Genomic DNA, 14,511 nt, shown 5'->3' on the forward strand with positions numbered 1-14,511 from the left:
CGCGGGATGGAGCAGTCTGGTAGCTCGTCGGGCTCATAACCCGAAGGTCGTCGGTTCAAATCCGGCTCCCGCAACCACTGAAATTAAATACATAAAAAGCTAAAACAAAATCGCACTCTTTATCGAGTGATTTTTTGCGTCTGCAGTTTAATTAATTCCTATAATTATAAAACTCACCGTTACTACGCAAAATACTCTGCATAAGTAAGCGAAGGTCGTCGGTTCGCTTTTTACAAACTCAAGCTCCCGCAACCACTGAAATTAAATACCTAAAAAGCTAAAACAAAATCGCACTCTTTATCGAGTGATTTTTTGCGTCTGCAGTTTAATTAATTCCTATAATTATAAAACTCACCGTTACTACGCAAAATACTCTGCATAAGTAAGCGAAGGTCGTCGGTTCGCTTTTTACAAACTCAAGCTCCCGCAACTACTGAAATTAAATACCTAAAAAGTTAAAATAAAATAGCACTCTTTATCGAGTGATTTTTTACGTCTGCAGTTTAATAAATTCTTATAAATTTAAACCCACTGTTACTGCGCAAAATACTCTGCATAAGTAAGCGAAGGTCGTCGGTTCGCTTTTTATAAACTCAAGCTCCCGCAACCACTGAAATTAAATATCTAAAAATTTAAAACAAAATCGCACTCTTTATCGAGTGATTTTTTGTGTCAGCAGTTTGATAAAATACCTTATATTCTGCTTTATTTAATGACTTTACTCTAATATCTGTGACGTTTAACAAATAACTTATTTTTTAAAAAAGAGTATTTTATGTTAAAACGGTTAAAAGATTTTAAGTAACAATACACATCACATGACAGAACTTTATCACTGGTTTGATTTAATAGGCATTGCGGTGTTTGCTGTGTCGGGCACTTTGCTAGCGTACGAAAAAAAAATGGATGGCTTTGGAGTCGTAGTTTTAGCGACGGTAACTGCTATTGGTGGTGGTACAGTGCGAGATCTAATTTTAGATGTTCCTGTGTTTTGGTTACACGATCAAAGTTACTTTTTTGCCATACTAGCTTCAGTATTTGTTACAACACGCCTTATAAATAAACAAAAGCCGATACCTCATTATATTTTACAAACAGCGGATGCGTTTGGTTTAGCTTTTTTTGCAGTAATGGGGGCGCAAAAAGCGCAGCTTGTTGGTATGCCCGATATGACAGCGGTAATTATGGCTGTAATTACAGGCTGCTTTGGTGGATTAATTCGAGATGTGCTTGCACGCGAGATCCCTATGCTATTAAAAGGTGAGCTTTACGCTATTACCTGTATAGCGGGTGGCACTGTTTATACGCTTGGCATTAGTTTTTCGTTAGTAACCGAAATGGCGATGGTATTAGGTATGTTAATGACCTTATTACTTCGTTTAGCTGCTATAAAATGGCAAATCACATTACACGTTTTTAAATATCCTGACTAAACTGGTGTAATCACACCATTTACTAGGATAAGGAATGTCGTTAGCTCGTATATTTTCTCGTGCTCAAGTGGGTATAAATGCCCCTGAAGTTATTGTAGAAGTTCACCTAGGAAATGGTTTACCCGCTTTTCATATAGTAGGCCTGCCCGAAGCGTCCGTTAAAGAATCAAAAGATAGAGTACGTAGCGCACTCGAAAACTCACAATTTGGTTTTCCCGATCAACGAATAACTGTAAATTTAGCCCCTGCCGATTTGCCAAAAGATGGCGGACGGTTTGATCTTGCTATTGCGGTGGGTATTTTAGTCGCCTCTGGGCAAATAGTGTGTCCTGATATTCACAAGTACGAGTTTTATGGTGAGCTTGCTCTTAATGGTGAGGTGCGTGGTGTAAACGCTATTTTACCTTCGGTACTTGCTGCAAAAGAGCAAGATCGTTGCTGCTTTTTACCTATTGCAAACGACAGCCTAGCAAGCCTAGTTAATGGCGTTAAACGCAAAGCCGTAAGCTCTATTCAAGAAGTGTGGGGGGATTTACTTAATCAACAACCCTTACCATTAAATATAGAGTATCCCGACTGCACACAAGCCCCTGACTTTTTACTTGATTTAAGCGATGTGAAAGGTCAGCCCGGTGCAAAGCGAGTACTCGAAATTGCTGCAGCTGGCGGGCATAATTTATTATTTTTAGGTCCACCAGGCACTGGTAAATCAATGCTTGCTCAGCGAATGGCAACTATAATGCCTACTATGTCGGACGATGAAGCTATTTCGACTGCCGCGCTTTACTCCATTATTGGGCAATCCATAGATTTAACTAATTGGCGACAGCGGCCATTTCGTAATCCGCATCATACATGCTCAGCTGTTGCTTTAGTGGGTGGCTCTTCAAACCCGAAGCCCGGTGAAATTTCATTGGCGCATAATGGCGTACTTTTTTTGGACGAATTACCGGAGTTCGAGCGTAAGGTGCTTGATTCACTGCGTGAGCCAATGGAGACCGGCACGGTTACTATTTCACGTGCAGCAAGGCAAATGGAGTTTCCGGCGCAGTTTCAGCTTATTACAGCATTAAATCCAAGCCCAACAGGGAGCCATACTGATAAGCGGGCAACTCCCGATCAAGTTATGCGTTATTTATCGCGAGTATCAGGACCTTTTATTGACCGTATTGATTTGCAAATAGAACTGCCTCGTCTAACGAGCGTTGAACTACAAAGTACTCAGCCAGAGGAAAGTAGTGCTGAGGTTAGAGCAAGAGTTGAAGCGGCTTATTACCTACAGCTAAAACGCCAAGGTAAGGTTAATGCGAGGCTTAATAATAAAGAAATGAGTGTGCACTGTGTACTGGCGCCAGCAGAGTTGCAGTTTTTAGCTAGAGCAAGCGAGAAGTTATCTTTATCGCCACGCTCTTACCATAGAGTAATTAAGGTGGCGCGTACAATTAGTGATTTAAAAGGCGCTGAAAACATTAGTTTAAATGAGCTTAAAGAAGCACTTAATTACCGCGCATTTGAGCGCCTTATTGCGCAATTAACTAAGTATTAAATAGAAAGCATATAGCCTTTACCGCGAACGGTAACAATACGTTTTTGATCTTTTTCGTCATTTAATTTTTTACGTAAACGACCAATAAGCACATCAACAGTACGATCGTTTGGGCTCCAATCGGGCTGGCCTATTTCTTCTGATATTTTTTCACGGGATGTGGCTTTACCTGCATTACTAATTAAGCAAATAAGCACTTTATGTTCGGCTTCAGTTAAGCGTGACTCAACGCCCGCAGCAGTAATTAGTGTGCGGTTATCGGGGTGAAGCTTAAAGTCAGCATATTCTATAAATTCTTCGCTTTCGTCGTCTTCTAGGTTAACGGCAACACGCTTATAGAGCGCGCGCATGCGAAGTTCTAACTCAAGTAAATCGACAGGCTTACAAATATAGTCATCAGCACCTTGTGCAAGGCCTGCAATACGATCGGCTTGGGAGTCACGACTCGATAATACAATAACGCCAATATCGGTAAGTGTGTTTAATTCTTTTGCCAGCTGAAGCCCATCACGCTTTGGCAAAACAATGTCAATTATGGCTAATGATATAGCACCGCGCAGGTTTACCCGCTGCCTTACAATGTTAAGTGCATCAGCGCCAGTTGGGTCTACCTCTATTGTAAATTCGGTATCTGCAAAGTGATTTTGGATGCGTTTAACGAGTAGTTCATCGTCTTCAACCAATAAAACATTAATAGCCATAGTACTTTATTTTGAATGCTTATAGCTCTGTATGGTAGCACCATTAGGTAAATGCTGAGAAGGGGGTTTATTAGTTTTAAGTAACTTAATATTTCAAAGGTGTATAAGACGTTATTAGAGGATGAGGTTAGCACCTTTAAACTAATTAAAAGGTGCTAAATAATTAATACTACTATTAATAAATCTGTATTAAGTCGTTATTTTAAAGGTTCAGGCTCAGTTATTTTTATACATTGAGTCCCACCATTGAGGTTCATCTTTTAGCTTTTTATCAAAGTATGCGAGCATGGTGTTCCACCAATCAAATCGTTTATCGCGTGCAAAAATTTGGTGGTCGGCGCCTTTGTATTCGATTAACTCTACGTCCTTATTAAGCAGTTTAAGCGCAGTGTACATTGTTAAGCTTTCGCCAACAGGTACATTGGTATCACTATCACCATGAAGAAGTAGCATAGGTGTTGTTACTTTGTCGGCATGAAATACAGGGCTATGTTGGCTGTAAAGCTCAGGGTTATTCCATGGGAAGCTATTTTTTGATGCTTCGCCAGAATATAAGTAGCCCCACCAACCTTCACCCCAATACGAGGTAATATTAGAAATACCCGCATGAGCTATTGAAGCACTAAATATATCGGTTTTAGTTGCCAATAACATGGTCATGAAGCCACCGTATGATGCCCCTAAATTTCCTACCTTTTCACTATCAACATAGTTGTATTTCTTTAAAAAGGCTTGCGTGCCTTCGATAATATCGTCTGCAGTGTAGTCGCCCCAGGCATTAACATGCTGCGCTGAAAACTTTTGTCCAAACCCTGTTGCGCCAGTAGGCTGTACTACATAAACAACGTAGCCATTTTCTGCCCATAAGTTAAACGGATAACGACCTGTAAAACCACGCGTAACTGGTGAAGTGCCGCCGTAGTAATACACGAGCGCCGGGTGCTTTTTAGTTTTATCTAAATTGCTAGGAATATAAACGCGGCCAGTTATTTCAACCCCATGTTTATTTTTAAAATTAAACTCTTCTAATGTAGGGAGTCGTGTATTTGCATAGCTACTTGGTTTTGAATCCCATATTAAATCTGTTTTATTTTTACTGACGTTAAGGCGCTTTAGCTGTTGTGGCGCTAAAGCGTTAGTGCCACTTAATAAAATTTCGGTATTACGGTCGTGTGAGTAACTAAATTGTTCAACAATATCCAATCCTGTATTTAACTTTTTAAAGCGCTGTTTACTTAAATCAAATAGGTAAAGCGGTTGAGTGTCTTGCTCTGTTACTTTAATGAGCGCATCGCCGTTTTCTAAAACTTGCAGTTGGCCAATAGCAGAATCGAATTGTTTACTAAGTGCTTTTACGTTTTTACCGCCTTCAGTAAGTAGGTAAAGTTGCCCGTCGTAGTTATTAGCAAGCATTGCTTTTGGTAGAGCTCTGCCTGCGCCATTTTTAAAATCGGGGCCTGCAATTACATAAATATCTTTATTTGCGTATTTGGCTAAATTAAATGTTTTGAATTTACCAAGCGATGAAAGCTTGTTTGATTTTAAATCGAGTTCGGCTAACTCTGTTTCAGGGTGGGTTGATGCTTGCATTGCCATTACTGGGCGGCTCATTAATATTTTGCCACGGTTACTATTTGAATCTTCAAGGCTGTAAGAAAGAGGACCTTGGCTAAGTGCTTTTGTTAAACCACTTTTAGTATCAAGCATGTAAATTTGGCTGGTGGTACGTGCATACGACCAACGATCTTGTAGACCTTTATAGTGCTTGGTTAAGCTGTTAGTGCTCTCAGGTGATTTAGACCAGCTAAACAAAAGACTGGTGTCGTTATAAAAGGTAAAGCCATTGGCTCCTTCTAAATCGTTTGCTAATGTTTTTATTGAGAAGTTTTTACGGCTAAGTTGTTTAAGCTCACCATTTAACAAATACACTAAATATTGGTTATCTGGACTCCAAATAATGTTACTTGGTTGGCCTGCTTCGAAGCGATAAAGCGTTTGATTATCTGAATCTTTAAGTACAGTAACTGTATTTGCTTGGTTTTGTGTTTTATCGCTATAAGTGCGAGTAGTAGTAACGTACTGCTTAGCATTAGGTGCGAGTGATAATTGGCTGATTGTAGGGGCATCAAACAATTGTTTTGCAGATAAGCGTTTTGTTTTTGAGGCGCTAAGCGTAATTTTATCAACGTCGCTTTTAGGTGCAAAATCAAGCATTACATCGTGCCAATTAGCTACTTGTTGGGCTACTATTAAAATAGAGTGAGTACTGTTATTTAAAGCTAACTTATAGCTATTTTTATCGCCTGTTTGTAGTTCGCCATTAATAAATAACTGACCTTGCTCAATCCCTTTTAAGGTAAGCGTACCTTGTGTAAAGCGGGTAGTTTCAATATTAAATTTTAGTGCCTGTAACCCACCTAAAGTGAGCGCATTGATTTTATTAAACGGCTGCCAGTTTTGTTTTTTCCCAAATACAGAAAAACTATCTGAGTCTGCTTGTAGTTGCGGCAATAGGTTGTTAATAATCGCACTGCCATGAGGTGTCTGAAAAGGCTTTAACTGCATATCTTCGGCAAGTAGGCCGATAAACTGAATTTTTGATTTATCCAATGGTGCAGCTATTGCAGCAAAGCTTAAGCTGCTAAGCGTTAAAAGAGTCGCTGCGTACTTAAATAGCTTATTTTGATGACACCATGGTGCGCTAAATTTCATTATTATGCCTATTATTATTGGAAGTTTGGCCAAATATAGCATGTATTGATACCATGCTCACATATCCAATATAGAGGAGAGAAAGTGACTTTACTGATAGTTTATATGGTAGTGGCGATTGTTATTTCGTTTTTATGTTCTGTGATGGAGGCTGTGTTATTAAGTATTTCGCCCAGCTATGTTGCATCACTTAGGAAAGATCATCCTGAGCTTGCTAAACAGCTCGAAAAACTTAAAAACAATATAGATCAGCCTTTAGCTGCTATTTTAACTTTAAATACGGTTGCCCATACTGCGGGTGCTGCTGGGGTAGGCGCACAGGCAGCTGTCGTGTTTTCCGATGCGGCTGTAGGTATTGCATCAGCCATTATGACATTCCTCGTATTAATTCTTTCTGAAATTATTCCTAAAACCTTGGGGGCTAATTACTGGCGAGCTCTAACGCCAAGTGTTACTTACGCTTTGAGGTTTTTAGTTATATTGCTAAAGCCTTTTGTATGGTTTGCACAAAAGCTAACAAATTTAATGGGTCCAAAGCACGATGAGGCATACTATATTCGTCAAGAGATAGAGGCAATGGCTGATATAGGTACGGAGTCGGGTGCATTACATCAGGATGAGTCCGAAATAATTCGTAATTTATTGCATTTTAGACATGCAAAATTATGCGACTTAATGACGCCTCGAACTGTAATTTTTAAAATCCACAAAGACTTAACAGTAAATCAGTATTTAAACGATCACGGCTCGTCGTCATTTTCTCGTATATTGGTATTTGATAAAGACAGCGACGATATTGTTGGGTTTGTGCATAAAAACGATATTATGCTGGCATTTCACCGTTTAGGTACCGATTACAAAATTAGCAAATTGATTAAGCCTATTTATACGGTGCCGAGTTCTCAAAATGTATCGTCGTTACTGCAAACTCTTTTAACAAAGCGCACGCATATATGCTTAGTTGTTGATGAGTACGGTGACGTGCAAGGTATTGTAACGCTAGAGGATATGATTGAAGCTTTAATGGGGCTAGAGATTGTAGATGAGCGTGACCAATCTACTAATATGCGCGCAGTAGCAAGGCAGCGTTGGCACAAACGTTTAGCAAGCAGTGCGCATATAGTCAGTGAAGAAGATAAACACACTCGGGGTGATAATTAGTTAACCAGCCCCGATTAAATATTAATACCGCTTTAAGCGGGGCTGCCATCAGTTTTCAGCCAATCTTTAGCCCAAGATATAAATTCGTTTTGTGGTTTAGGGCGGCTAAATAAAAAACCTTGTATGGCTAGTTTTCTTCTATAATGCCTTAAATAAACGAGCTCTTCTGGTCGTTCAACACCTTCTGCTACTAAGTCTAAATTATCTTTACTCGTAATATTAAATAACGAACTTACGACCACTTGAGAAAATAAATCTGTTTCTATATGGCTAATAAGTGAACGGTCTATTTTAATTTCAGTAAAAGGAAGATTTCGAAGCTGATTCATATTAGTAAAACCAACACCAAAGTCGTCTAGCGATATACCAAAGCCATGCATTCTTAATCTGTTTAGTGTTTCTAATTGCATGAGGCTTGAGAGTGCATGTTGTTCTGTTATTTCTATAATTATATTACTAGGCGTGAGTTGGTTTAATTCTAAAATGAGCAGTAATTTATTAGGGCAGTTTAAGTCGTCGAGCTGAGTTGGCGATAAATTAAATGCCATTTTAAAATCATGACCTAGTTGCGCTTTCATATTTTTGAATTCGCTGGTGGCCTTTTCAAAAAGAGAAAATGTAATTTGATTAATTAAGTTGTGTTGTTCGGCAGTGTTTATAAAACGGTTAGGTAAAATAATATTGCCGTCTTTACTTGATAAAATACGTGCTAAGACTTCAACGCTTTCAATTTTATTGTTATCAGCGTTTATTTTTGGTTGGTAAAAAGGCGTTATTTCATCGTTTTTTAATGCATCAATAAGCTCATCTTTTGAAATGGCCGACTCTTTTAATAAAGTGTGGCTGTTTAATTGCGCCACTTTAATAAGTAACCTACTAACCTGAGACAGTTGCACTGGCTTTGAAATATTACCAATGAGGTGAGCGTTATGTTGTTTCGCGAGATTGGCAGCTAAGCTAATAACTTTATGGTCCATTTCAGAAACAATTATAATACCGCCTTGATAATGTAACTCTCCTAAGTGGCGGATTAGTTCCATGCCGTCCATTTCGGGCATATTGAGATCAGTAAAAATAGCATCAAAGTAGTTAACATCTTCTTTTACTTTTTCAAGAGCTTCTTTTGCATTCAGGCACGTAGTTATAGTGTTAGACATACCCAATTCGTTAAGTATAGCTTCCATAACGATCAAAATTGCTTTTGAATCGTCAACAACTAAAATATTAGGCACTATTTTGTCCACTGTTATCCCTTTCAATGTATCGCTTGGAGTTACTATAAAAGTAGTAGTGTTTTTTTATTTTGTCAGTATCAAATACTTTTATTTTGAAAATAGTTACCTAGCACCTTCACTCGTGTTTTTAAGCTGATTAGGTATACTAGCGCCATTATTTTAAACGGTCTTAATTATGATAAGAATAGATCTTACCTTAGCCGAGCAACCATTTTCGCTTATGGTGTCTGGGCAAAAAATTGTGCAAGTGTTTCATGGACAACAAGCCATTACCTTTGATAACCCTCGTGAAAACTATTATCAGTTTACTTACGACAACAAAGTAATTGGTATTGATACTGGAGCGGCGGAAGAGCAAAGTATTTCGCTTTTTGTGGATGAGCAATTTGCAACACAGCTTGCGCTACCAGCACCTACAAATGGCTCACCTAAAAAAGGCTTTTTAGGCCTGGCTGCATTAGGCTTTAAGCTTTTTAAAAGTGCTAAGGTCATTAAAGTAGTGCTTGCGGGGGCTTCTGTTGCAGGCTATGCGTGGTTATTTAGTATTGAATTTGCACTGATGCTAATTGGTTGCTTAGTCGTACACGAGTACGGCCATGTGCGAGCAATGAAATACTTTGGCATAAAAACCAAAGGTATTTACTTAATCCCATTTGTAGGTGGGCTCGCTGTAAGTGACGACAAAATAACAACTCGTTGGCAAGATGTCGTTATATCATTAATGGGACCCGCATTTGGTTTAATTACCTCGGTACTGGGTGTCGTTTTATATTACGCCACCGAGATGGAAATATTTGCAGGTGTGGCAGTTCTTAGTGCGTTATTAAATTTATTTAACTTGTTACCTATTTTACCGCTTGATGGCGGGCATGTATTAAAAAGTATTAGCTTTTCAATGCGTTCATGGATTGGTTTAAGTGTATGTTTACTCGGTGTACTGTTTGGTTTATGGCTGAGCTACACATTTGGCTTAATGTTACTGGTATTCTTTTTGTTTGTAGGTGCGCTGGAAATTGTATTTGAATGGCGAGGCCGTCACTATTCACATTTAATGCCACTAGATAAATATGGCCAAGGTTTTTCAGCGGTTATGTATGCAATTGTAGTAGCTGGGCATGTAGCTGTAATGATGCACTTTGCCGATTCGGAAAATCCAATATTGAGCCTGCCGATGACTATTTTATCGAGCTAGTATTTTTATTTTTTCTAACTAAATAAGTTAGTTTTTTGCATTAATATTTTATTTTTCGACTTTTATGTTGATTTATTGTTAATTGAATTCTAGTGTAATATAAATTAGAACAATCTTAGCGGATCAACTGGATGTTATTTAGAAAGGAAGCTGTCGCTCAGCAAAGTGAGCGTTTAACTGGTGTGATTACGCTAGCACAACCACTATCAATAAAACTTATCGTATTTGTTTTGGTATGTATTGCGATTGTAGTGATAAGCTTTTTATTTACAGCAGAGTATTCCCGCAAGGAAACAGTACGGGGGTTTTTAATACCCAATAAAGGGATAATCCAAACCTTTGCTAGTCAAGGTGGTATGATTGAGCTGCTATTTGTACAAGAGGGTGATGCCGTTACTAAAGGTCAGCCGTTGGCGACCATTATTGTGCAGCAAAATAACAGCCAAGGCATAGCCTTGAGTACCCAGCTTGTTGAGCAGCTAAGTATGCAAATACAGTTGCTCAATGATGAGATAACACAAAACCTTACCCTACAAAAGCAAGAGTCACTTAACTTGCACGCGCAAAAACGTGCACTTACTAATGAGCAAGCTGCATTACAAAGTCAACTTGCTCTAGCTGATGAAAAATTAGGGCTACTTAACCGCCAACAAAGCAACCTTAATCAACTTAATAAAAATGGCTTTTTATCAAACATCGAGCGAGAGCAACAGCAGCAAGCCCTCTTAGATGCTAAGCAAGAAAAACAAAACCTAGCGCGCTTGCTTATGCAGCAAGAAAATCAATTAAGTCAACTTAGTTTTAATATTGCTAACGTGCCCCAGCAGTATACTTTGCGTATAAATAGTCTTAAGCGCCAACAAGCGGATATTCAAAACCAGCTCACACAAATTAAAAGTAACTATCAATATACCATAACAGCCAGTAACAGCGGTGTTGTTACTGGCATTCAAGTGGTTGAAGGCGAAACACTTACCCAAGCCAAACCACTGTTGCATATTATTCCCGAAGGCTCAGAGCTAGTAGCAGAGTTGCTGCTACCAACACGTTCAGCAGGCTTTATACAACTAGGTAACGATACGCGCCTGCGTTTTGATGCTTTCCCTTACCAACGCTTTGGTTTTATTAATAGCAAAATTATCCGCATCGACAAGGCGCTCATTACTCCAAATGAAATACGCCTGCCTATTACCCTGCAAGAGCCAGTGTACCGTTTGCGAGCGACACTCAGCCAACAACAAATGCAGGCCTATGGTAAGGCGTTTGAGTTGAAAAGTGGCATGTTGTTTGAGGCAGATATTATGTTGGAGCAGCGCACATTAATCGAGTGGTTACTAGAGCCACTGTACAGCCTAAAAGGGCGCGTAAGTTAAGTGTAGCGTTTTATAAAATAAAGAAAAATTTGAAAGTTTTGGTGGTTTGCTAAATGCAAACAACCGAAAAAGACGGCCAGCTTTAGTTAACTTTAGCGAGCAGCTAAAGCTAGCCTATTAATCGCTCACCTTTATTGAAGGGGAGCATATTAACAACCCGATGACTTAACTAAAAAGCATCGGATTTATGGAGTATAACATTATGCGTGAATTAAATGTAAATGAACTTAAAGAAGTAAGTGGTGGTCCATTCCCCCTGTTTGTAGCAATAGCAGTCTATGGAGAAGTTGCAAGCTTTGCTGCAATCATTAGTGGTATAGCAACTTATAATGCAATTAGAAAATAGGAGGGTCTTGCAATGAGAGAATTAACAAGTAATGAAATACAAGAAATAAATGGTGGCCCACTACCTTTTATTATTGCTGGTCTATATGCTAGCTCGTCGATTACTGCAGGCGGTTTGGCTACTGCAATTGGGATTGGAGCTGGTTTTGGTGCAATTGTAGGTGGTATAGCTGCAGTATATCATAACGCCGCTGAGTAATTATAATAGAGGAGATAGAAGGGGATTTATTCCCTTCTTTATTTAAAATGAAGCTATCCGCGATCGTATCAATTTTTGCAATGTGTTCTTTGATAGTCCTAGGGTCTGTATATGTAATTATAAAAGACGTAAATTTGCTGCTTAGTGATAATGTAATTTCATACGGTGAGCTAGCTTTCTTTACTGTAACTCTTGGGTTTTCTTTAGCTATTCTAACGGGTATATATAAAAATAAAAAATGGGCGTTATATATTTTTATCTCTATGGTTTTCTTTATGGGAGGTAATTTTATTATTTTAAGATTAAGCCTCAATGGTGCCTTAGAGCTAGTTGATTTTTGGATTATTACTTGTACTTTAGGTGTCTCCGCGATAGTAATACGAGTTATGCTGAAGTTAGATTCAATGGCTATTTTCTCAAAAAATGAGCTTGATTAATAAAATGTTGTTTGACTAAGGTAATTATGAACTCTGCAAATGGACTTATAACTTTTTCATTCTCAAAACCAGTCCCAGTGATTCTCCAATCCGAAATAGCCGAATGCGGCCTTGCCTCAATGGCTATGGTGGCATGTTATCGCGGTCATAAGCTGGATATGCCTGCCATGCGAAAACGCTTTTCGGCTAATCTAAAGGGTATGAACTTACAGCAGTTGATTGAGCTAGGTGATAATTTAGGGCTAGCTAGCCGTGCGCTACAATGCCCGCTTGATGAAGTTCATAAACTGCAAACGCCGTGTATATTGCACTGGGATATGAATCACTTTGTGGTATTGACCAAAGTCTCTGGTAAAGGATCTTCAACTAAGTTTGCTATAAACGACCCAGCTGTTGGTAAACGCAGTTTAAATAGTAATGAGTTTAGTAAACACTTTACCGGTATTTGTTTAGAGCTGACTCCAACCAGTCAGTTTGAAGCCAAACAAGAACAAGCACAGATGAAGTTTACCCAACTTTGGAGCTCAATGAAGGGCTTAAAAGCAGGGCTAATAAAACTGATTGCGTTGTCACTGGTATTGCAATTATTTGCTTTGATGACCCCTTATTATATGCAGTGGGTGGTGGATGAAGTACTCATTAGTTTTGATGAATCGTTATTAACGGTACTTGCCATGGGTTTTGCTCTGATTGCGATAATTTCAGTGGTGACTAATGCGGTACGAAGTTGGCTAATTTTACGGCTTTCGAGTTTGCTCAATATGCAAATGGGCGTGAATTTGCTCAGGCACTTATTGCGCTTGCCAATGAACTATTTTGAGTCCCGCCATATTGGCGATATTGTCTCGCGCTTTGGCTCATTAGCGCAAATACGGGAGCGCATAACTACAGGGTTTGTAGAAACACTGGTCGATGGCGTAATGGGCATTACCGTATTGATTATGATGCTAATTTATTCGCTAAAACTCACTGCGGTAGTTGTTGGTGCAATTGTACTGTATACCTTGGTACGTTTAGCGCTGTATCGTCCACTACATCAAGCCACCGAAGAAATGATTCAATCATCTGCCAAAGAGCAATCGAACTTTTTAGAAAATATTCGGGGTATGCAAACTATAAAATTGTTTGGTAATGAATCGCAGCGCCAAGGAATTTGGCAAAACCGTTATGCAGAGGTAATAAACAGTGAAATTCGTTTAGGGCGTTTAAACATTAGCTTTGATTCATTTAACAAGCTGTTATTTGGCCTTGAAAATGTATTAGTGATTTACTTTGCTGCATTACTAGTTATGAGCAATAGCTTGTCTGTTGGTATGGTACTGGCGTTTATTGCTTATAAAAACCAGTTAACCAGCCGCTTTGCCAACTTAATTGAACAAATCATTCAATTCAAAATGATGCGCTTACACTTAGACCGTATTGCAGATATAGCACTCACGAAACAAGAAGCTAATCGTGACGGTGAAATGGCCTATACAGGTGATGACGAAGGTAAAGTGAGAGGTCAGCTTACGCTCGAAAATATTTGCTTTAGTTACAGTGAAGAGCAAGTGCCGATTTTAAACAATGTTAATTTAACGCTGAATTCCGGTGACTCGATTGCGATTACGGGTCCGTCAGGTGCGGGTAAAACTACGTTGATGAAAATAATGCTAGGGTTATTACAGCCAACCTCAGGGACTGTGTTGCTTGATGGCAAAGATATTACTCAGCTTGGCCTTAAAAACTACCGCAAACAAATAGCTGCAGTAATGCAGGATGACACACTGTTAGCTGGCTCAATCGCTGATAACATCAGTTTTTTTGACCCACAGCCGAATTATTTAAAAATAGAGACGTGTGCTCGTCATGCGGCTATTCATGATGATATTACCAAAATGACTATGGGCTATAACTCATTAGTTGGGGACATGGGATCAAACTTATCGGGCGGGCAGGTACAGCGTTTACTTCTTGCTCGCGCATTGTATCAATCACCCTGCGTGTTGTTTATGGATGAAGCAACTAGTCATTTAGATAAAGACAACGAAGCGAAAATAAGTGAACAAATTCAGCACTTACCCATCACGCGGATTATGATTGCTCATCGCCAAGAAACCATTAACATGGCCAGCAAAGTCTATCAACTGAAAGAGGGTAGGTTGGTGGAGCTACAACAGCAGAACGAGAGTGCATAA

Annotated in this window: 12 protein-coding genes and 1 tRNA gene; 10 read left to right on the forward strand and 3 right to left on the reverse strand. The window is 39.1% G+C overall.

Translation table 11 applies throughout. The features are described 5' to 3' along the window. From I6F50_RS15050 to I6F50_RS15060, 3 genes are all read left to right on the forward strand, one after another. Positions 1–77: transfer RNA gene (locus I6F50_RS15050), tRNA-Met, on the forward strand. 741 nt (positions 78–818) lie between these two features. Further along, complete coding sequence (locus I6F50_RS15055; protein ID WP_007587018.1) at positions 819–1,433, forward strand: trimeric intracellular cation channel family protein; 615 nt, start codon at positions 819–821, stop codon at positions 1,431–1,433. 34 nt (positions 1,434–1,467) lie between these two features. Next, the gene (locus tag I6F50_RS15060) at positions 1,468–2,979 is read left to right on the forward strand and encodes a YifB family Mg chelatase-like AAA ATPase (protein ID WP_165727089.1); all 1,512 of its coding nucleotides are present in this window, start codon (positions 1,468–1,470) and stop codon (positions 2,977–2,979) included. Here the strand turns inward: I6F50_RS15060 and I6F50_RS15065 are convergent. Further along, positions 2,976–3,680, reverse strand: coding sequence for a response regulator transcription factor (locus I6F50_RS15065; RefSeq protein WP_002957913.1), 705 nt, complete (start codon positions 3,678–3,680; stop codon positions 2,976–2,978). The two genes, I6F50_RS15060 and I6F50_RS15065, sit on opposite strands and share 4 nt — an antisense overlap. Before the next feature lie 216 nt (positions 3,681–3,896). Next, a complete protein-coding gene (locus I6F50_RS15070) occupies positions 3,897–6,392 on the reverse strand; it encodes a S9 family peptidase (RefSeq protein ID WP_197176629.1) in 2,496 nt (831 codons plus the stop codon). A gap of 84 nt (positions 6,393–6,476) precedes the next feature. Here I6F50_RS15070 and I6F50_RS15075 point away from each other — a divergent pair, with 84 nt between their 5' ends. Continuing rightward, on the forward strand, positions 6,477–7,553 hold the full coding sequence (locus I6F50_RS15075) for a hemolysin family protein (RefSeq protein ID WP_007587021.1): 1,077 nt from the start codon (positions 6,477–6,479) through the stop codon (positions 7,551–7,553). A gap of 32 nt (positions 7,554–7,585) precedes the next feature. On the opposite strand, the gene I6F50_RS15080 is transcribed toward I6F50_RS15075, so the two are convergent. Beyond that, positions 7,586–8,797, reverse strand: a complete 1,212-nt coding sequence (locus I6F50_RS15080; RefSeq protein ID WP_165727091.1) for an EAL domain-containing protein — start codon at positions 8,795–8,797, stop codon at positions 7,586–7,588. Between the two features lie 166 nt (positions 8,798–8,963). Here I6F50_RS15080 and I6F50_RS15085 point away from each other — a divergent pair, with 166 nt between their 5' ends. The 6 genes from I6F50_RS15085 (at position 8,964) to I6F50_RS15110 (ending at position 14,511) form a co-directional block, all read left to right on the forward strand. Then, positions 8,964–9,980 (forward strand): metalloprotease, encoded by a 1,017-nt coding sequence (locus tag I6F50_RS15085; protein ID WP_165727092.1) that lies wholly within the window; start codon positions 8,964–8,966, stop codon positions 9,978–9,980. 131 nt (positions 9,981–10,111) lie between these two features. Then, positions 10,112–11,353: an HlyD family efflux transporter periplasmic adaptor subunit gene (locus I6F50_RS15090; protein WP_165722370.1), complete on the forward strand. Its 1,242-nt coding sequence runs from the start codon at positions 10,112–10,114 to the stop codon at positions 11,351–11,353. A gap of 202 nt (positions 11,354–11,555) precedes the next feature. Beyond that, entirely contained in the window at positions 11,556–11,699 is a 144-nt protein-coding gene (locus I6F50_RS15095; protein ID WP_007587027.1) for a class IIb bacteriocin, lactobin A/cerein 7B family, read from the forward strand. A gap of 12 nt (positions 11,700–11,711) precedes the next feature. Beyond that, positions 11,712–11,897: a hypothetical protein gene (locus tag I6F50_RS15100; RefSeq protein WP_007587028.1), complete on the forward strand. Its 186-nt coding sequence runs from the start codon at positions 11,712–11,714 to the stop codon at positions 11,895–11,897. 134 nt (positions 11,898–12,031) lie between these two features. After that, complete coding sequence (locus I6F50_RS15105) at positions 12,032–12,334, forward strand: hypothetical protein (protein WP_139047204.1); 303 nt, start codon at positions 12,032–12,034, stop codon at positions 12,332–12,334. Between the two features lie 26 nt (positions 12,335–12,360). Beyond that, positions 12,361–14,511: a peptidase domain-containing ABC transporter gene (locus tag I6F50_RS15110; protein ID WP_197176631.1), complete on the forward strand. Its 2,151-nt coding sequence runs from the start codon at positions 12,361–12,363 to the stop codon at positions 14,509–14,511.

The sequence above is a fragment of the Pseudoalteromonas sp. NZS127_1 genome, from assembly GCF_015864295.1.
In the GTDB taxonomy this organism is placed as follows: Bacteria; Pseudomonadota; Gammaproteobacteria; order Enterobacterales; family Alteromonadaceae; genus Pseudoalteromonas; species Pseudoalteromonas arctica.

Bases quoted from the DNA above. Each gene is read 5' to 3' on its own strand.
- I6F50_RS15055 (WP_007587018.1), top strand. From the start codon at position 819: ATGACAGAACTTTATCACTGGTTTGATTTAATAGGCATTGCGGTGTTT.
- I6F50_RS15060 (WP_165727089.1), top strand. From the start codon at position 1,468: ATGTCGTTAGCTCGTATATTTTCTCGTGCTCAAGTGGGTATAAATGCC.
- I6F50_RS15065 (WP_002957913.1), bottom strand. From the start codon at position 3,680: ATGGCTATTAATGTTTTATTGGTTGAAGACGATGAACTACTCGTTAAA.
- I6F50_RS15070 (WP_197176629.1), bottom strand. From the start codon at position 6,392: ATGAAATTTAGCGCACCATGGTGTCATCAAAATAAGCTATTTAAGTAC.
- I6F50_RS15085 (WP_165727092.1), top strand. From the start codon at position 8,964: ATGATAAGAATAGATCTTACCTTAGCCGAGCAACCATTTTCGCTTATG.
- I6F50_RS15090 (WP_165722370.1), top strand. From the start codon at position 10,112: ATGTTATTTAGAAAGGAAGCTGTCGCTCAGCAAAGTGAGCGTTTAACT.
- I6F50_RS15095 (WP_007587027.1), top strand. From the start codon at position 11,556: ATGCGTGAATTAAATGTAAATGAACTTAAAGAAGTAAGTGGTGGTCCA.
- I6F50_RS15100 (WP_007587028.1), top strand. From the start codon at position 11,712: ATGAGAGAATTAACAAGTAATGAAATACAAGAAATAAATGGTGGCCCA.
- I6F50_RS15110 (WP_197176631.1), top strand. From the start codon at position 12,361: ATGAACTCTGCAAATGGACTTATAACTTTTTCATTCTCAAAACCAGTC.